This is a genomic window from Sphingobium chungangianum, from assembly GCF_977014255.1.
In genome coordinates this window covers 2,442,996-2,462,123 of sequence record NZ_CDRNIV010000006.1, presented here as the reverse complement: position 1 = coordinate 2,462,123, position 19,128 = coordinate 2,442,996, and the positions used below count along the sequence as shown (strand labels likewise).

14 protein-coding genes are annotated in these 19,128 nt (G+C 60.4%); 10 read left to right on the top strand and 4 right to left on the bottom strand.

Going from position 1 to position 19,128, the window contains the following annotated elements:
• Nucleotides 1-11 precede the first annotated feature (11 nt).
• The 5 genes from ACWNC0_RS19185 to ACWNC0_RS19165 all read left to right on the top strand — a co-directional run bounded on the left by ACWNC0_RS19185 (nt 12) and on the right by ACWNC0_RS19165 (nt 7,610).
• Nucleotides 12-1,415: an aldehyde dehydrogenase family protein gene (locus ACWNC0_RS19185; RefSeq protein ID WP_449473938.1), complete on the top strand. Its 1,404-nt coding sequence runs from the start codon at nt 12-14 to the stop codon at nt 1,413-1,415.
• Nucleotides 1,412-3,043: an AMP-binding protein gene (locus tag ACWNC0_RS19180; RefSeq protein ID WP_449473936.1), complete on the top strand. Its 1,632-nt coding sequence runs from the start codon at nt 1,412-1,414 to the stop codon at nt 3,041-3,043. Before ACWNC0_RS19185 ends, ACWNC0_RS19180 begins: the two co-directional genes overlap by 4 nt.
• Nucleotides 3,033-3,830 carry a thioesterase family protein gene (locus ACWNC0_RS19175; RefSeq protein ID WP_449473934.1) on the top strand — a complete coding sequence of 266 codons (798 nt, stop codon included), beginning with the start codon at nt 3,033-3,035 and terminating at the stop codon, nt 3,828-3,830. Before ACWNC0_RS19180 ends, ACWNC0_RS19175 begins: the two co-directional genes overlap by 11 nt.
• A gap of 796 nt (nt 3,831-4,626) precedes the next feature.
• Nucleotides 4,627-7,047: a TonB-dependent receptor gene (locus ACWNC0_RS19170; protein ID WP_449473932.1), complete on the top strand. Its 2,421-nt coding sequence runs from the start codon at nt 4,627-4,629 to the stop codon at nt 7,045-7,047.
• 140 nt (nt 7,048-7,187) lie between these two features.
• Nucleotides 7,188-7,610: a GlcG/HbpS family heme-binding protein gene (locus ACWNC0_RS19165; protein ID WP_449474669.1), complete on the top strand. Its 423-nt coding sequence runs from the start codon at nt 7,188-7,190 to the stop codon at nt 7,608-7,610.
• Here ACWNC0_RS19165 and glpK read toward each other — a convergent pair.
• The gene (glpK, locus tag ACWNC0_RS19160) at nt 7,601-9,082 is read right to left on the bottom strand and encodes a glycerol kinase GlpK (RefSeq protein WP_449473931.1); all 1,482 of its coding nucleotides are present in this window, start codon (nt 9,080-9,082) and stop codon (nt 7,601-7,603) included. The genes ACWNC0_RS19165 and glpK overlap by 10 nt on opposite strands.
• A gap of 125 nt (nt 9,083-9,207) precedes the next feature.
• On the bottom strand, nt 9,208-9,999 hold the full coding sequence (locus tag ACWNC0_RS19155) for an SDR family NAD(P)-dependent oxidoreductase (protein ID WP_449473929.1): 792 nt from the start codon (nt 9,997-9,999) through the stop codon (nt 9,208-9,210).
• Between the two features lie 210 nt (nt 10,000-10,209).
• On the opposite strand from ACWNC0_RS19155, the gene ACWNC0_RS19150 reads away from it, so the two are divergent.
• Nucleotides 10,210-11,850, top strand: a complete 1,641-nt coding sequence (locus tag ACWNC0_RS19150; protein ID WP_449473927.1) for an FAD-binding protein — start codon at nt 10,210-10,212, stop codon at nt 11,848-11,850.
• 95 nt (nt 11,851-11,945) lie between these two features.
• Here ACWNC0_RS19150 and ACWNC0_RS19145 read toward each other — a convergent pair whose 3' ends face one another.
• A complete protein-coding gene (locus ACWNC0_RS19145) occupies nt 11,946-13,199 on the bottom strand; it encodes a D-amino acid dehydrogenase (RefSeq protein WP_449473925.1) in 1,254 nt (417 codons plus the stop codon).
• The gene (gene alr / locus ACWNC0_RS19140) at nt 13,196-14,326 is read right to left on the bottom strand and encodes an alanine racemase (protein ID WP_449473923.1); all 1,131 of its coding nucleotides are present in this window, start codon (nt 14,324-14,326) and stop codon (nt 13,196-13,198) included. Before alr ends, ACWNC0_RS19145 begins: the two co-directional genes overlap by 4 nt.
• A 115-nt stretch (nt 14,327-14,441) precedes the next feature.
• On the opposite strand from alr, the gene ACWNC0_RS19135 reads away from it, so the two are divergent.
• From ACWNC0_RS19135 to ACWNC0_RS19120, 4 genes are all read left to right on the top strand, one after another.
• Nucleotides 14,442-14,918 (top strand): Lrp/AsnC family transcriptional regulator, encoded by a 477-nt coding sequence (locus tag ACWNC0_RS19135; RefSeq protein ID WP_449473921.1) that lies wholly within the window; start codon nt 14,442-14,444, stop codon nt 14,916-14,918.
• 270 nt (nt 14,919-15,188) lie between these two features.
• Complete coding sequence (locus ACWNC0_RS19130) at nt 15,189-15,605, top strand: hypothetical protein (protein WP_449473919.1); 417 nt, start codon at nt 15,189-15,191, stop codon at nt 15,603-15,605.
• A gap of 25 nt (nt 15,606-15,630) precedes the next feature.
• A complete protein-coding gene (locus tag ACWNC0_RS19125; RefSeq protein WP_449473917.1) occupies nt 15,631-16,257 on the top strand; it encodes a hypothetical protein in 627 nt (208 codons plus the stop codon).
• Nucleotides 16,258-16,644: 387 nt separating this feature from the next.
• Nucleotides 16,645-19,119 carry a TonB-dependent receptor gene (locus ACWNC0_RS19120; protein WP_449473916.1) on the top strand — a complete coding sequence of 825 codons (2,475 nt, stop codon included), beginning with the start codon at nt 16,645-16,647 and terminating at the stop codon, nt 19,117-19,119.
• The last annotated feature ends 9 nt before the right edge of the window (nt 19,120-19,128 follow it).

Sequence of the window (19,128 nt, the reverse complement as noted above, 5' to 3'; positions counted from 1 at the left end):
AGGAGAGGATAATGGCTGACTATAAGCTGCTGATCGGCGGCGAACTGATCGATGGCGACCTCCAGATGGAGGTCGTCAACCCGGCGACGGGCGAGGCGTTCACCACGGTCGCGCGCGCTTCGGCTGCCCAAGCGGATCAGGCGATCGCGGCGGCCAAGGCAGCGCAGCCCGGCTGGGCGGCGGTGCCCTATGCCGAGCGGCAGGCGAAGCTGGTCGCGCTGGCCGATGCGGTCGCGGCCAACGGCGCGGAACTGGCGCGACTATTGACGCAGGAACAGGGCAAGCCGCTGCCCGAAGCGCAGGGCGAGGTCGCCTGGACCGAAGGTTTTCTGCGCCATTATGCGACCCTGGAATTGCCGGATCGCGTTATTCAGGATGACGCAGCGGGCTATATCGCCGTCAAGCACAAGCCATTGGGTGTGGTGGTCGGGATCATCGCCTGGAACTTTCCGCTGCTGGTCGCCTGCTGGAAGATCGGGCCGGCGGTGCTGGCGGGCAATGCCATCGTGCTGAAGCCCGCACCGACCACGCCCGCCACGGCGCTGGCCCTGGGAGCTTTGTGCAAGGAGATTTTCCCGGCAGGGGTCGTCAATATCATCACCGACGCCAATGATCTGGGGCCGCATCTGACTACCCATCCCGATGTGGCCAAGATCGGCTTCACCGGTTCCACCGCGACCGGCAAGCGCATCGCCGCCAGCAGTGCAGATGGGCTCAAGCGCGTGACGCTGGAACTGGGCGGCAATGATCCGGCAATCATACTGGAAGATGTCGATGTCCGCGAAACGGCGAAGGCGATTTTCGGCAATGCCTTCCTGAATTGCGGACAGGTGTGCCTGGCGGTGAAGCGCGCCTATATCCACGCCGATATTTACGACGCCATGTGCGAGGAACTGGCGGCGCTGGCGCAGGCGGCGATCGTGGGCGACGGGCTGGAGCAGGGCACGCAAATAGGGCCGATCCAGAACGCGATGCAGTTCGAGAAAGTGAAGGGGTTCCTCGACGCCGCCAGGTCCGACGGCAAGATCGTGGCAGGGGGACAGGCGATGGAGCGGGCCGGTTATTTCATCGCGCCGACCATCGTGCGCGACGTGACCGACGGCATGACGATCGTGGACGAGGAACAGTTCGGCCCGATCCTGCCGCTGATCAAGTTCGACGATGTGGAGGATGTGATCGCCCGCGCCAACGCGTCCGACTATGGGCTGGGCGGATCGGTCTGGTCCGCTGATGTGGCGCGCGCCGCCGACATCGCGGCGCGGATCGAAAGCGGGCAGGTCTGGGTCAACCAGCATATCGCCATCGGCCCGCACATCCCCATGGCGGGTTTCAAGAATAGCGGGCTGGGCGTTGAACAGGCCGAGGAAGGGCTGGCGGAATATACCCAATTGCAAGTCATCAACATCAAGCGATGAGCGGCCTGTCGATAGCGCGGGGCGCCACCGACGTCCCGCTGCTGGAAACCACCATCGGTCAGGCGTTGCTGAAGGTCGCAGCGGAGCATGGTGACGGCCTCGCGCTGGTGTCGCGACACCAGTCCATCCGCTGGACTTGGGCGCAATTGATTGCACAGGTCGATTCTGTAGCCACTGGGCTGCTGGACCTTGGCATCGGCAAGGGCGACCGCGTCGGCATATGGGCGCCCAATTGCGCTGAATGGACAGTGATCCAGTTCGCGACGGCGCGGATCGGCGCCATCCTCGTCAACATCAATCCGGCCTATCGCACCAGCGAAGTCGAATATGCACTGAACAAGGTCGGGTGCAGCCTGCTGGTCACCGCGCCCCGATTCAGGAGCAGCGACTATGTGGCGATGCTGCGGGACATCGGGACGGATCGGCTCCCGGCGCTGCGCCAAGTGGTCGTGCTGGGTGACGAAAGGCAGCAGGACTGGTTGAACTGGTCCGATCTGCATGTGGAGGCCGACCCCGATCGTCTGACCCTGATCGAGGCGACGCTCGACAACAATGATGCGATCAACATCCAGTTCACCAGCGGCACCACCGGTCAGCCCAAGGGCGCGACGCTGACCCATCGCAACGTGCTCAACAATGGCTATTTCTCGGCCCGCACAATGCGTCTCACCGCCGCCGACCGGCTGTGTATCCCGGTGCCGCTCTATCATTGTTTCGGCATGGTGTTGGGCAATATGGCGGCGCTGACCAGCGGCGCGGCGATGATCTATCCCGGTGAAGCCTATGATCCTCGGCTGGTGCTGGAGACGGTGCAGGCGGAAGGTTGCACCATGCTGCATGGCGTACCGACCATGTTCATCACCATCTTGAACCAGCCGGATTTGGACGCATTCGACGTATCGACGTTGCGCACCGGCATCATGGCGGGATCGCCCTGTCCGGAAACGGTGATGCGGCAGGTGATGGACCGGCTGAACCTGACCCAGATCACCATCGGCTACGGTATGACCGAAACCAGCCCGCTCACTACCCAGACCGCGACGGATGATCCGTTGGAGGAACGGGTGACCACGGTCGGCCGCGTTCACCCCCATGCGGAGGCGAAGGTCGTCGGCCCCGATGGCGCGATCCTCCCCATCGGCCAGCAGGGCGAATATTGTTCGCGCGGCTATGCCGTGATGCTGGGCTATTGGAACGATCCTGACCGCACTGCGGAGGCGATCGACCCCGACGGTTGGATGCATTCGGGCGACCTGGCGACGATGGACGCGCGCGGCTATGTCCGCATCACCGGCCGCATCAAGGACATGATTATTCGCGGTGGTGAAAATATCTATCCGCGCGAAATAGAAGAATATCTACTTCGTCACCCCGCCGTCGCCGACGCGCAGGTGTTCGGCGTCGCCGACGCGAAATTCGGTGAAGCGGTCTGCGCCTGGATCATCCCCAAGGCTGACGCCACCCTGTCGGAACAGGATATTCAGGACCATTGTCGCGGGCGCATCGCGCACTACAAGGTTCCCCGCTACGTGCGCATCGTCGAGCGGTTCGAGATGACTGTGACGGGCAAGGCGCAGAAGTTCGAGATGCGGGCGATCATGGAACGGGAACTGGGTCTTGGGGTCTGAACACAGCGGCCCACAGGCCTATTTCCTGCGGATGGACGATGGGAGGTTCATGCCCACGAGCCATGTCGGCGGCGCATGGAATGTCGCGGAACAGCATGTTGCGCCAGCGATCGGCCTGCTGCTCCATGCGGTGGAAACCGATCATGCCGCGCGACGGGACGATCGATTGCAGGTCGCGCGTCTCTCCTACGACATATGGGGCGTCATCCCGATGGAGGCGGTGGAGATAGAGGTGATCGTGCTGCGACCAGGCCGCACCATCGAACTGGTCGAGGCCCGGCTCAGCCATGGCGGCCGCCCCGCCATCGTCCTGCGCGCCTGGCTGACGCAGGCCAACGACAGCAGCGCCTTTGCTGCGACCAATTTCCCTACCCTACCGCCGCCCGACACCATAGTCGGCTGGAATCCGTCCAGCCTCTGGGCCGGAGGTTTCATCGCTAGTGTGGAGGTGCGGCGACAACAGCACGGGCGGGGCCGCGCCCGCTGCTGGGTTCGTTCGCCCTTGGCGCTGCTGGACGGCGCGGATGTATCGGCGACGGCGCGGGCCATGGGACTGGTCGATATCGCCAACGGCCTTGCGCCGCTGATCTCGCCCCAGGACGCCGCTTTTCCCAATCTCGATCTTACCGCACATCTTCTGCGACCGCCAACGGGAGAGTGGATCGGCCTCGACACCTCAGTCTCCGCGAGTCCGCAAGGCCTCGGACTTACACATAGCATTCTTCATGATGAAAGCGGGGCATTTGGCACAGTCTGCCAATGCTTGACGCTGCGCCCTAAAAGGTGATCTGGAATATTGAGGGATATTGCATAGGCTTGGCTGCTCCTGACCTTTAAACCAAATAGCTTACTCTTCAATCGGCGACGCCCGCAGCTTTGATGCTGTTTCTTTATGATCGCTGCAGGTCTGTTAAGCGGCCAGCGTTCTGTTCGTGGGGCTAGGTTTCCAGCAGGCCCCAAGTCCGGTTTTAGGGAGCAGTTTCGAGCGGTCGAATGGCGGCAATGTTCGCGCGTGCTGCCCGGCAGCTTGTCCGTTTCAAACCGGAAGATCGCCAATGACGTGTTGGAATGATGATTCGGTGGGGTTGAGGGAAAAGGCTCGCTATTGCTAATTCGAGAGCGTGACACCGCGCGGCCATCTGGTCCAATGTGAGCCTCACCCGAGATGATCTCCGCAAGCCCCAGCGCTGAACTTCTTCACCACCGGACGTGACTTTTCCTCCGGCCTCCTCGATATTCGCAAGTGCAACAAATCCGCGTTGACGGGGTTGCGCTTCACCGTTTCGCGGTCCTTATTCCTATCCCTCCGATGAGGAAAAATTATCTGGCGCGTGTCAGTCTTTTGGCCCCTTGGGCGCTAGGAGGATGTCAGCCGAATTCGGATATCTAATCAACGTAATGCGGATGAAACTCCGCCATATAAAGCGCATTATGCGAAGAAATAACGCCTATATTTGATAAAAAGTTGGTAGGTGGGCCGAAATTTACAAAAATATGACGGCGAGGGTTGCAGGGTTCCTGCGCGATCGTTAGCAGTTGTCAACATTATGGGGCTGGCTTCTGCCAAGAAAAGGAACGCTGTCATGAAACAGGGAAAGAGTCTTTCTGCATTGTTGTGCGGTGCAGCGATGATCGTGCCGACCGCTGCCTGGGCGCAGGAGGCGGCCGATGGTGGAGGCGAGATCGTCGTTACGGCGACACGCGAAGCCCGCTCGCTTCAATCAGTGCCCATGAGCGTCAATGTGGCGACCGGCGAGCAGTTGCAGAAGCTGAACATTTTCGACGCCAAGGACGTCCAGCAGCTCGCTCCGGGCCTGGAGATGACCAACACTACGGGCCGTAACAATTCGACGACGCTGCGCGGTATCTCGTTCGATCCCGACCAGGGCACGGACCCGGCGGTCCAGGTGTATTTCAACGAAATTCCGACCGATGCGCAGACGGTCTACACGGCCCTTTACGATATCAAGCAGATCGAAGTGCTGCGCGGTCCCCAAGGCTTGCTGCGCGGTATCTCCGCCCCCGCAGGTGCGATCACCATCTCCACGGCGCGCCCCAGCTTCGATGAGATCGAAGGCTATGCGCAGACTACCGCTACCACGCGTGGGGGCTATAATGCGCAGGGCGGGGTTTCCCTGCCTTTCTCTGACAAGATCGCACTGCGCGTTGCCGCACTGGTCGACGGCAATCGCCTGAACAACGTCCGCAATGTCAACACCGGCGAACGGTCGCGCAGCCGCACTGAAAGCGCCCGTTTGACCCTGGGCCTTCGTCCAACGGAGAATCTCACTGCCTATATTACCTATCAGTATCTGTATGCGGACAATAGGCAGATGCAGCAGGTCATCGGATCAGGCAACATGTCGACTTTCGACGCTGGCGCCTTCCTGGGCGGCGCTCTGGTTCCGAATTCATCAACGCGTTCCGGCCCAGCCCTGGGTGTCGATGATTATGCCGCCGTCGCAGAGGGTACGAGCCGCAATATCAATGAAAGCCACATCGTTAACCTGGCGATTGACTGGGATTTGGGTCCGGCAACATTGTCGTTTGTAGGTGCGCATCAGGATTCACGTTTGAAAGGCCAGCGTGATCTGGATGTCGGCAATGCAGTGCCCAACTACATCTCCAACTCCTTTGGTCCGACTCCCTTCGTATACGATACGGTCGAAATGCGCTTGGCTACGAATAACAAGGATGGCTTGGGCGGAGGCATTGGCGTCTTCTACAGTAAGATTGGGGGAACGACGCGCATCTTTCAGCCCGGCGACAGCTTCATTTTCCCGTTTGAACAGAATGATAGCCTGAACACCCTGGGCGCACTGCCTTATCTGCCCATCGCCACCGAAATTATCGTTCCGGTAGATCGGAGCATTTGGTCGTTCAACGCCAATCTTAACTTTCGTAGAGGCGGCCTGGCAATTGAAGGCGGCCTGCGTTACTCGATCATCAAGTCGGTGAATGTCAGCCGACTGGGTTTGAGCACGCCGGGCAACAGCTTGCTGTGCACCGGCGATCCAATTGTTGATGCTGTGTCGTTTGGCTGCTTACCGGCGTCCTACCCGGCAACGGACATCATTCCGGCCAACCTGCGCAATACGTCTGACAAGCCGATCACGGGCGGTCTGACGATCAGTTACCAGTTGATGCCGTCCATCAATATCTTCGCTTCCTACGGTCACTCCTTCCGCGCCGGGAGCGTCAGCCCCGGCCTGCCAGATGGAATGAGCGACGACCTGATCCTGACCCAGCCGGAAAAGACGGATTCGATCGAAGCAGGCGTTAAAGGCAGCTTCGCCGGACGGCGCCTGCATTATGCGGTGTCGGTCTATTATCAGAAGCTCGACAACTTCCTGAACCGTTTCAGCGGCATCTATTATCAGTCCACCGTAGCCGCGCCGCCCACCGGCTTTTTCGATTTCAACTATAATGGCGACGCACGGATCAAGGGGATCGAAGGATCGCTGGACGGCCGGATCACGAGAGACTGGGACTTCGGCGTCAGCGCTGCCTATACGCGCGCCCGTTATCGCAACGCCCTGCTGCCGTGCAACGACTTCGCAGGAACTGGCCGCCCGAACCGGGATGGAGCGGCGACCGTTACGGGGCCGGGCAATGTCAGCTTCTGCGCCAGCAATGGCCGCATCGGCGAGACGCCTGATTTCAGCCTGACCGCCAACACGGAAATCCGTTTCCCGATGGACAGCGTTACGCCGTTCCTGCGTGGGTTGCTCACGTACCGGCCCGGCTTCTATTCCGACCGGATCGATTATGATTATCGTAGCCGTGAGATGCTCAACCTGTTCGTTGGCCTTCGTGCCGAGGATAGCAAATGGGAATTCACCTTGTTTGCGAAGAATGTGCTGAACCAGAAGCGGATCGCCAACATCAGCCAGGGTAACGCCGTAGTCGGCACGTCCAGCGGCGTGGACTATGACTCGGGCTACCGCACGGTCAACGTGACCAACCCACGCGAGTTTGGATTGACGGGCAACTTCAAGTTCTAAGATCAAGGCAGGGCCGGTCGGATCACCAACATATGAAGCAGCTTCATAATGATCCGCACCGGCCCCAGCGGCTGGAGTCACGTGTTCGAGTGACGTAGGCGCACTATTTCTTTCCCTCTGGAACCGTTGATGGCCGCGAAATCGGGCTGAAGCCGCTCAGCATCGCTGTCCTGGATGCCGGTTGGCATCTTCTCGCCTTCCAGCGGCAGGATGGGGCATCCACGCTGCGGCCGCAGATTGCCTGCGCCAAGGCTGCGGGTGCGCTCGGCCTTGGTGTTTCGTCGCGCAAGATCGGCGACATGGCAGCCGAACGGCCGACCTTCATCGCGTCGCTCGGGCCGATCGCGCCCCATGGCGTGGTTCCAGCGGCGGGCGGCGTCATCGTCGTCGATGGCACGGGTGTGCCGGTCGGCGCGGTGGGGGTGACCGGCGACACGTCGGACAATGACGAAGCCTGCGCGTTGGCGGATCAGTGCGGCGGGTCTTCGCGTTCAGGGGTAGGGCGCTTTGCTGGCGCGTCGCTGAGATGGTGGGTGGCCGACATCTGTCTTCCTCAGCGGTAGATGGCCTGGCAAACCGCGCCGCGCCAACCGGCGATAAGCTGATCTCTCTGAACAGCGGGTAGTGTTGGGCTAAACCGCCGGTCGGGCGTTACGCACGACACGGCTTCGGGGAGTGTCGGCCAGACCCCCGTCGCAGCGCCAGCGAGAAAGGCGGCGCCCAGTGCCGTGGTTTCGATGTTGGCGGGCCTGATGATGGTGAGATCCAGTATGTCGGCGAGGAATTGGCACAGCCAGTCGTTGGCCACCATTCCGCCATCCACTTTAAGCTCGTCAGGCTGCACGGCGCTGTCGAGCGCCATGGCGTTCAGCAGGTCCGCGCTCTGATAGGCAACGCATTCCAGCGCCGCACGCACGATATGTTCAGGACCCGTGGCGAAGGTCATTCCCGTCAGCATCGCCCTTACATGCGGGTTCCAGTGTGGAGCGCCCAAGCCGACAAAGGCGGGGACGAGATAGACGCCGCCATTATCGGGCAAGGACCGCGCCATGGATTCGGTCTCGGCCGCCGTGGCGACCAGGCCGAGCTTGTCTCGTGTCCACCGCACGGCCGCGCCCGCGACGAAGAAAGCGCCTTCGATCGCGTAGCTGACGCTTCCATTGGAATGGCAGGCGACGGTGGACAGCATCCGGTGCTTCGATCGGCAGATCTGCTCTCCCGTGTTCAGCATCGCGAACCCGCCAGTTCCCAGCGTGACCTTTGCGCCGCCCCGGTTCAGGCACCCCTGGCCGATCAATGCGGCCTGTTGATCCCCAACCATTCCCGCAATGGGGAGCGATACGCCCAGGATATTCTTGTCCGATGTCCCGAAGAGGCAGTCATTCTCACGCACTTCGGGCAATATCTGCATCGGGATGCCGAACATTCGGCACAGGTCCGGGCACCATGCCATCTTGGCAATGTCGAACAGCAAGGTCCGGCTGGCGTTGGTTGCGTCGGTCGCGTGCACCTTGCCTGCTGTCAGGCGCCACAGCAGGAAACAGTCGATGGTGCCGAAGGCTAACCGCCCCTTTTCGGCGCGGTCGCGCGCGCCAGGGATTGTTTCGAGCAGCCAGGCAAGCTTGCTGGCGGTGAAGTAGGAATCGAGCAAAAGGCCGGTGCGGCTGGTGACTTCAGGTTCAAGTCCATCCGCGATGAACCGGCTGCAAAGCTCCGCGCCGCGCCTGTCCTGCCAGACGATGGCCGGATGGATGGGCTGTCCGCTTTCACGGTCCCACAGCAGGCAGGTTTCGCGCTGATTGGCGATCCCGATAGCGGCGACGTCCAGCCCCGTGCGATGCGCCTCGTCCAACGCCTCGCGCGCGGTCGCCACGACGTCGCGCCATATCGCCTCGGGATCATGTTCGACCCATCCGTCGGCGGGATAATATTGTTTCAGGTCTATTTGCGCGGCGCTCCGCACGGCGGCCGTTTCATCGATCAGCAGCGACCGGGTGGATGTGGTACCCTGATCGATCGAGAGCACCGCCTTCATCCTACCCTCCGCCTTGCGGTTCATCCCCATGCCGACCATGATCTCACAGAATTTGGATTATTCTACGCTACATTCGCGACTGGGCGTCAGTCGGCGGGCAGGCACGGTCGATCCATCCTGGCGTCTCAGGGCAGATCGGGCACCCAGTTGACGCCGTTGATGTGACCTCCGCCGTCCACGAACAGCGTGTTGCCGGTGACATACCGCGCGTCCTCGCTGGCCAGGAACAAGGCTGCGCCGCCAATGTCCTTTTCCGGGTCGCCCATGCGTCCCATCGGATTGGCGCGCTCGGCATCGGCGGCGAGTTCGGGCTGAAGTGCTTTGAAATGGTTGAACGAGGCGGATGCGGCGCCCGGGCAAATGATGTTGGCGCAGATGCCAAAACCGGCCCATTCCCGCGCCACGGTGCGGGTAAGCGTGCGAAGCGCTTCCTTGCCCACATTATAATCGGCAGTCCCCATATGCGCGTTAACGCCGTTCAGGGAACAGAGGCTGATGATCCGCCCCCAGCCGTTCGCCTTCATATGAGGAAAGGCGCGCATCATCGCCCATTTGGGACCGAACAGGTTGATGTCAAAGGATTCATGGAAATATTCGTCGCCCATCGCTTCGGCGCGGGCAAAGCCCCGGCCGCGATAGGCGTTGTTGACCAATATATCGATGCTGCCGAACTGATCGACAGCCGCATCCACGGCCGCCTCCATCTGCGCGCGATCCGTAACGTCGGTGCGCATGAAGCGCGCCCGGCCGCCCTCCGCGACAATCGCATCTGCCGCAGCCGTTCCCTTGCCTGCATCGAATTCGGCGATGATCACCGCCGCGCCCGCGCGCGCAAAACGTCGAGCGACGCCGAGGCCAATGCCATCGCCCCCGCCCGTTATCACTGCGACCCTTCCGTTCAGCCGATTATCGGACATTCTCACTCTCCTGGAACTTATTGGAAATGTTGGGCGGGGCAGACCTGACGAACAGGCATCAGCGATTATATTGACGCTCCTGTAGAAGTACAGCAGCGCCATTTATCCCATACGCTTCACTTGCGTCGTCGGATAGCTATAGACGCTGCATGTCGGGAAGCGTCGCTATGCAGCGGAATCCTGAGCAAATACACAAACAGGGGCAAAGCGTTGCGCGATTATCAGGCTGATTTCATTGTCGTGGGAAGTGGGGCGGGTGGCCTGGTCGGTGCGATTGCCGCCAAGTTGAACGGCCTCAATCCGCTGGTAATCGAGAAAACCGACCGTTGGGGCGGGACGAGCGCGCTTTCTGGCGGTGGGGTCTGGATACCCAACAATCCGCTAATGGAGCGGGACGGGGTGGAAGACAGTTTCGAGGCAGCGCTTGCCTATATGGAAGCGACCATCGGAGATGTCGGCCCGGCGAGCAGTAAAGAGCGCAAGGTCGCCTATCTGAATGTTGGTCCGCAGATGGTGCTGGCCCTGGAACAGCAGGGCCTTGGCTGGGTCCGGGCACCAAGATACCCCGACTATCATCAGGATCAGCCGGGCGCGCGCGTGGGCCGGACGCTGGAAGGCGTAAACTTCGACGGCAAAAAGCTCGGCGACTGGCTCAAGACGATGCGCAAATCGGACATGCCATCGATGGTAATGGGCACCGATGACGCGCCCGTGATACCGGTGATGCTACGGTCGTTAAAGGCGTTCTCCAGGTTCATGGGTATCATCGCGCGCACGGCCGCCTGGCGTGTACGCGGGCGCGAGCCGTTGTGCCTGGGCGGGACATTGATGGGGCAGCTGATGGTCATCGTTCAGCGCCTGGGCATACCCGTCCTTCTCGACAGCCCGCTCAAGTCGCTGATCCAGGACGGCGATAAAGTGGTGGGCGTCGTGATCGGCGAGGGGGAGGCCGAACGGCGGATCATGGCGCCGCGCGGCGTGCTGCTGACCACCGGCGGATTCGCGAAGAACAGCGAGTATCGCAGGCAGTTTCAGGATGTCAGCGGCGAGTGGAGCCCGGCTAGCCCCGGCGATACCGGCGATGCGCACCAGATCGGCGCGGAGGTGGGTGCAGAACTCGCCCTGATGGACGCTGCCACATGGTATCCGGTGTCGATCCTGCCGAACGGCACCATCAATGTCGGCATCTGGGAACGCACCTTGCCCGGATCGATCATCGTCGATGCTTCGGGGCAGCGCTACACGAATGAGGCGGCGTCCTATGTCAACGCCGGGCGGGCCATGCTGGACCGTGACAAGACCGTGTCGGCCGTGCCGAGCTGGCTGATCTTCGATGCGCGCTATCGCAGTCGTTATTTCTTCGGGGGCACACCGCCGGGGATGAACGGGGAACTGGTGAAAAACGGCTTTTTCGTCAAGGCGCCGACGCTTGACCAGCTTGCCGCGAAAATCGGGATCGATGCGGCGGGCCTCAACCGGACGGTCGAGCGCGTAAACGCGATGGCGAAGACCGGGCTCGATGAGGATTTCGGTCGTGGCGACAATGTGTACGACCAATATTATGGCGATCCCGGCAATCAGCCGAACCCATCCTTCGGCCCCATCGACAAGGCACCATTTTACGCGACGCGCTTTTACCCCGGTGACCTTAGCACCAAGGGAGGGCTGATGGCCGACGAACATGCGCGGGTGCTGCGCGCGGATGGCAGTGTCATTGAAGGGCTTTACGCGGCAGGTAATTGCGCGGCCCCGGTCATGGGCAGAACCTATCCCGGTGCAGGCGCGACGTTAGGTCCAGCCATGGTATTCGCCTGGATTGCGGGTCAACACAGCGCAGCGGCGGCTGCGTAAAGCTTGAGCCGGGCCAGCGATCTTTAGGGCAATGGGCGCCGTCGTCGCGTAGATATGCGAGACGACGGCTCCATGTCGTACGCGCCGCGCGAGCGTCAGCGATATCGGGCTATGGAAAGATCGGCCGTTTCGATCGCCGGTCTCCGGTTGGAAATAATGTCCGCGATCACATGCCCGGACCCGCAGGCCATGGTCCAGCCAAGTGTGCCATGGCCGGTGTTGAGGTAGAGGTTCGGAATATGCGTAGGGCCGATGACGGGCGTGCCGTCCGGCGTCATGGGACGCAGGCCCGACCAGAAGCTGGGATGGCCAAGATTGCCGGACGCCGGAAATAAGGACTCAACCGAATATTCCAGCGTGTCGCGACGCTTGTCCGGGAGGTTTGTCGAGAAGCCGGAAAGCTCGGCCATTCCCCCAACCCGGATGCGGTCGCCCAGCCGCGTGATGGCAACCTTGAAGCTTTCATCCAGCAGCGTGGAAACAGGGGCGCGTTCCGCATCGGTGATGGGAACGGTTATCGAATAGCCCTTCACCGGATAGACTGGCAGCTTGATCCCCAACGGCGCCACCAGCAGCGGCGAGTAACTGCCCAGCGCGACAATGAATGCGTCTGCCTTGATCGGTCCCTTGTCGGTTTCGACATGATCGATCGCGCCATTATCCGTAACGAGACGCTCGATCTTGTGATCGTGCAGGAAGGTGACGCCCGCCGCTTTCGCCATGACGGCAAGAGCGTTGGTAAACTTGAAGCAATCCCCCGTTTCGTCATTGGGTAGGCGCAGGCCGCCCACGATCGGCGACTGGCTGTTCGCAAGGCCCGGTTCGGCCGCGATGCAGCCTGCCCGGTCGAGCACTTCGAAGGGAACGCCGTCCGCCTTCAGCACGGCTACGTCCTTGCCGATACCGTCCATTTGCTTCTGTTCGCGGAACAGCTGGAGCGTGCCCTGGGTCCGTTCATCATAGGCTATGCCGGTTTCGTGGCGTAGCGCGATGAGTTGGTCGCGGCTGAACTCGGCCAGGCGCACCATGCGGCTCTTGTTCACGGCATAGGCCTTTTCCGTGCAGTTGCCGAGCATGGCCACCATCCAGCGCCACATGGCGGCATCGAATGTCGGGCGAAGGATGAGCGGCGCGTGCTGCATGAACAGCCAACGCAGCGCCTTCATGGGTATGCCAGGCGCGGCCCAGGGTGACGCATAGCCCGGCGAAATCTCTCCGGCGTTGCCGAAGCTGGTTTCGAGGGCGGGGCCGGACTGCCGGTCGATCACGACGACTTCATGGCCTGCTTTGGCGAGATACCAGGCCGAAGTCACGCCGATGACCCCGCTTCCCAGAATGGCGACCTTCATGCTGTCATACTCCGCTTTTGCTCGATGGCCTGCGCGGCGTGATATTCACGGGCGTATCGGTGGCCGAGTTGGGTGAGGATTTCGTAGGAAATGGTGCCCGCATCGGCGGCGACATCGTCTATCGACTGGTGTGGGCCGAGCAGTTCGACTGGCGCGCCGGGATAGAGCAGCATGTCGGGAACGCCCGTCACGTCGAGCGTGATACTGTCCATCGAAACCCTGCCGACGATCGGCACCCTGATATTGCCGATGAAGGCCGCGCCACGGTTGCTGAGATGGCGTGGCCAGCCGTCCGCGTAGCCGACCGGGATCGTCGCGATGTGCGATACGCGCTCTGCCGTGTGGGAGAGGCCATATCCAACGCCTGTTCCGGGAGTGACAGTGCGTAGCTGCGCGATCCGCGCCTCCAGCGAAACGACCGGGCGCATGGGATTGAACCCGTCCTGCGGCGCCCCGCCGTAAAGCGCGATCCCGGCGCGCACGACCTCATAATGAGGGTGATCGAGAAAGCTGCCGCCGCTATTGTCGAGCGAACGCGGCACGTCGGGGAAGTGGCGGGCAAAATCGTTGAAGGCCACGACCTGCTTGTCATTGAAGGCGGAAGACGGGTCGTCGGCGCAGGCGAGGTGGCTCATGATGAGCACGAGGTCGATGCCGTTCAGGAGCGATCGGTCAGCAAGGATCGCCTTCGCATCTTCCGGGGAAAGGCCGAGCCGTGACATGCCACTGTCGATCTGAAGCGCTGCGGGAAGGGGGCGGCCCGTAGCGTGCGCGAGGCCCGACCAGCGCCTGATCTGATCGAGGGAATTGAGGACGGGCGTCGCGCCCGCGTCCAGGCACTGCCGTTCGGCTCCGGGCTGGAGGCCATTCAGCACGAAAAGCTGGACCGGGTCGGGGAGGTCAGGTTTGAGCGCCAGCGCCTCGTTCAGTTGCGCCACGAAGAAATGGCGGCAACCCGCTTCCAGCAAGGCGGACGCTACCGCCGAAGCGCCAGTGCCATAGGCATCAGCCTTCACCACGCCAGCCACCTCCGCAGGTGCCACGCGGCGCGCAATGATGCGGTAGTTTTCCACAAGGGCGTCCAAGTCGATGCGTAACACCGCGCCCGCGCAATCCAGCGATCCCATAGCGATCCCCCTCATGTATTTCTAAAGGCGGATCTGCCGCTTTTTCTCCCAAAGTGACGCAGTATGTTCTACAATATCCATATCCGTGATAGAATGTGCGAAGGAATTGGGCGAAATGGCCGTAGGGCTGGATCAGACGGATCGCGCGATCCTGCGCTTGCTAAGGCTCAATGCGAGACGTCCCAATTCCGAGATTGCCGAGGAAGTCGGGCTGTCGCCGTCAAGCTGTCACCGACGGATCAAGCTGCTGGAAGATGCGGGGGTCATTCGCGGCTATACGGTGCTGACCAGCCCTCTGCGGGTCGGTGAGAATAGCGTGAACATATTGGTGCAGGTGACGCTCGACAGGCAGACCGAAGATTATCTGGCGCGTTTTGAACATGCCGTCAGACAATGTCCGGAGATCCGCGAATGTTTCCTGATGACGGGCGGGACCGACTATTGGCTGCGCGTCGAAACGGAAAGCGTTGCCGCCTATGAAATCATCCATAGCGAAATCCTGTCCCGGATGCCCGGCGTAGCGCGCATCAACTCAAGCGTCGCGATGCGCGATGCGCTGAGCCCGCGATCAACAGGGCCTAGGGGCCGTTAGGGCAGGGCGTTCCCCGGGTGCACATCGGTCAGCCTGACTCCGCGACGGCGTTCGCTTGTACCATCCAGGGGATGTCGACGGGGGATCGGCCAATTTCCGCTCAGGCGGAACAATGCGCCATCATTACATATTTCTAATTTTTGACACAGTTGACGATCGTCAACTTATGGTCCAACATCTGGTTAGCGCATCCCCTCGAATCGCGGCGGGCCAACGGCATTTCCGGGCGATTGGAGTGAGACGACGTCCAGTTTATCAATGGAGTGCCTGATGACTACCGATTTTGCCGACCAGTTCCGTCCGGTAGCGCCGCCTTACGTGATCGAAAACGCCTATACGGAAGATCAGCGTCAGCGGATATTCAAGGTTGTGCGGGAGAATGGGCCGTGGCCGCTCATTCTCGCCGAAAACTTCAAGTCTCCTGAAGAAGTCATAGCCACGACCGGCGGCACCATTCCTGAAGGGTTCACGCTGACCTGGGACATGATCCTGCAAGGCAGCGGGACGTTCCGGGGGTATATCGCCCGTCAGGGTGTCTGCTTCTATCCTGAACTGAACGACTGCTATTATAATTCCAAGTTCCTTGAAATGTCGCGAAACTATTGGGGCGCCAAATATGCCGAGCCAGAGACGTTTCTGATCAACATTTCAGGGGCCGACCCTCATCGGTGGGCCGCCGCATCTTGATGGTACGGTCTTCCGCGGAATGACCATGGAAAACGCGCCGCTCTGGCTTCTGTTGACGATGGCCAAGTCTCGCATGTTCGAACAATGGCGCAGCAAGAAGATGCAGGTCACCGGCTGGTATTATAAGGGCAATATCGGCGGCGGATTCAACTATTGGCCGGACGGTCCGCGTGGCGAACCCAAGCAGATCACTGCGCCTATGTGGGGTCGCGCGGTCGTTGCCGAGAACGAGATGATGTTCCACCACGCTCAGGCGACCGGCCCGCTCGCGATGCGTCGTTCCGAAGGTCTGGATATCAGCAGCGTGATGGCACCCGATCCGACGGTCGAAGGCGGTTGGCGGATCGAGACCAACGGTGTGGTCAATCAGCAGTTGCCAGCAGATGAAGTGCGCCTGCTGGTTCACTGGGGCGCACGAGTGTTCATGGATATGGCCGACCTGAAGCGGACGTTTGACCACACGGATGACATCACGCACGACCAGGCTTTGAACATGCTGATGGACGAAGCCCGCAACCGTGGCGCTCAGTTCGAAACGCCCACTGATCCGCTGACTGATCGCGCGTTCATCGGCATGCTCAGCCAGGTGTTCGCTGTGAACGGCCCGGCGAACATTCCGGCTGACATGGACGAGGCGCCGCTCGCCGCCTGATAGCTGAATTCGGTACAATGCAAGATGAAGTGAATGGCGGGCCCTGCGGCCCGCCTTTTGCGTTTTAGGGAATGCGAAAGAGGACTAGGCGCAGATTATAATATCGCCGTTTTTCCGAATAGGCGGTAACTTATAGAACAACGGCATGTGCAAATAAATTCATCTTGACAATGGTTGAAATACGTCAACTATCGTAGATGGCGAACGTATGAGGGGCACAGTCAGCGAAGTTGCTGACGGAACGAATATCAAAACCCAATCGCCGATCGGAACCGGTAACTTTTGCCGGGGGCCGCGATGTCCCATGTGGAGGGGCATTGCTACATATGGGGAGTAGCAATGATGCGATCAGTAGAAAATAGCTTGAAGCTGCTATGCGGAGCCGGGATGACGGCATTGTGCATTGCGGGAGCTGCGCAAGCCCAGGCTCAACCGGGCGCTGGTTCGAGCGTGAACTCGGCTCCGGATGAAATTGTCGTTACCGCGCAGCGCCGTGACGAGCGCGCGCAGGATGTTCCCATCGCGATCACGGCATTTTCGCCAGAACGTCTACAGCAGCAAGGGATTACGCAGCCGCAAAATTTGCAGGCGACGGTTCCGTCTCTGGTGGTCGGCAACAATGGCAATCCGTCACGTGAAGCGCAAAGCTTTACGATCCGAGGACAGGGTGCGACCTTTCAGGCGTCGCCTGGCGTGGTCGTTTATCTGAACGAAGTGCCGCTGCCCGCGCCGATCTCCATTCCTCAACAAGGTGGTGCCGGTAATTTCGTAGATCTGGAGAATGTCCAGGTACTAAACGGCCCACAAGGGACGCTGTTCGGACGCAACACGACTGGCGGCGCGGTGCTGCTCGTTCCCAAAAAGCCAACGAACGACTTTGAAGGCTATGTTCAGGGCAAGTTCGGTAATTACGACAACAAGGAACTTGAAGGCGCGATCAACGTCCCGATCGTGGATGACAAGGTTCTGCTGCGGGTGGCCGGAGCCTATCAGGATCGGGATGGCTATACGCGGGACGTGGTCTGGAACACCGATCGCGATAATTTGCACTGGTATTCCGGGCGCGTTGGACTGACGCTGCGGCCGACCGAGACTTTCGAAAATTATACCATGGCCTATGGGGCGAATTCCCGGACCCATGGGACCGGTACGGTCAACACGCAGCTTAACGTTGCGGGACTGGCGGCCACGAGTTTTGTCGGCCTTCCTTTCTGCGTTGAAGGACCGACAATCCCTGGCTTTAGCGCATCGTGCGACGTCTACAGGGCGGCTAGCGCGGAAGCAGATGCTCGTGGACCCAGACAAACAGCGCATGGCACCAATTCGTTTCAAAGGACGAAGACCTGGGGCGTCACCAATACTTCGACGCTTAATCTGAACGAAGAACTGACGCTGCGTAACATCGTCAGCTATCAACGCTTCAAGACGACATATAGCGTCGACAGTGATGGCACCATCTTCCAGTTCGATGATGGCGATCCAAGAAGCTATCCGGCTCCCGGCGTAGTTACTTTGCCCGGTGACGGTACTCCGGTCATCTACGATAATGCTTCACCGACGCGACTGCCGCGAGATGATATCAAGGTTTTCACCGAGGAATTGCAGCTTCAGGGCGATTTGTTTGACAAGCTGCTCACCTTTACCGCAGGCGCATTCTACTATGATCAGCGTCCGGCCGGGACCCAGGGGGCGGGTGCTACTGGTTTCTGTCCAGCTTTGTTCACGGGCAACCCATTGGTTTGCGGCGTGTATGACATAAGATATGCGATCACCAATACGTCGAAAGCGCTATATGCACAGTCGACGCTGGATTTGGGACTGGTTTCGCCTGCGTTGCAGAACCTCAAGGTCACTGGCGGTATTCGGTACACTTGGGATAGGGTCAGCGGCTCGGCGGGTCTGTATCAGGTAATCGCTCCAGGGGCATTCTTCTGCTTCGCCGACAATACGATCGCACCAGACGCCGCCGGTTGCTCATTTGAGGCGAATCTGAAGACCAATGAGCCGACCTGGAACATTGGTGTAGATTACAGATTCTCGCCCGAGCTTCTCGTCTACGGCAAGATTAGCCGTGGCTACAAGGCCGGTGGCATAAACGCCAATGCGGTGTTTACCACCACCCGCACTTTCCCGCCGGAGTTCGTCACATCCTATGAAGCGGGCTTCAAGTCGGATGTGCGACTGGGGGGCATGCCGCTTCGCCTGAACGCCGCCTATTATTATCTGACCTATAAGGGTATTCAGCGCGCGACTGGTGACTTCAATCCCGACACCGGGGCCGCTGGCGCACGCGTTCTGTCGGCGGATGCGCGCATCCAGGGCATAGAGGCGGAAGCGTCGCTGCGACCGATTCCGGGTGTCGAGATCGGTGGTACGTTCAGCTATACAGATGCCAAATATAAGAAATATGAGTTCGCGCCGAGCAGCCCCACTCAGGACTGTACCGGCAATGTCATAAGTGCTCCGGCGACTGTAGATCTGACCTGCATCCCGTTCCAATATGTGTCGCCGTACATCTACAGCTTCCACGTGTCCGCAGAGCAGCCGCTTGGCGGGGATCTCGGCACACTTGCGATGTTCGTCAACTATTCACACACGTCGGCGCAGCATACGGCGGGGACCAGCCTTCCTGGGGATCAGCCGGGCGAGCGGCTTGAACCATTCGGGACGCTGAACCTGTCGCTCGATTGGCGGAATGTTGCAGGTAGCCGCGTGGACGTAGGGTTTTACGCGACCAACCTGACGAACAAGCTGTATCGCGTCAGCAACAGCAACACCTATAACAGTCAGTTCTTTACTGCGACATTATACGGCGAACCCAGAATGTACGGGATCCGTCTGCGCTACTCATTCGGAAAATGACTTGAAGTT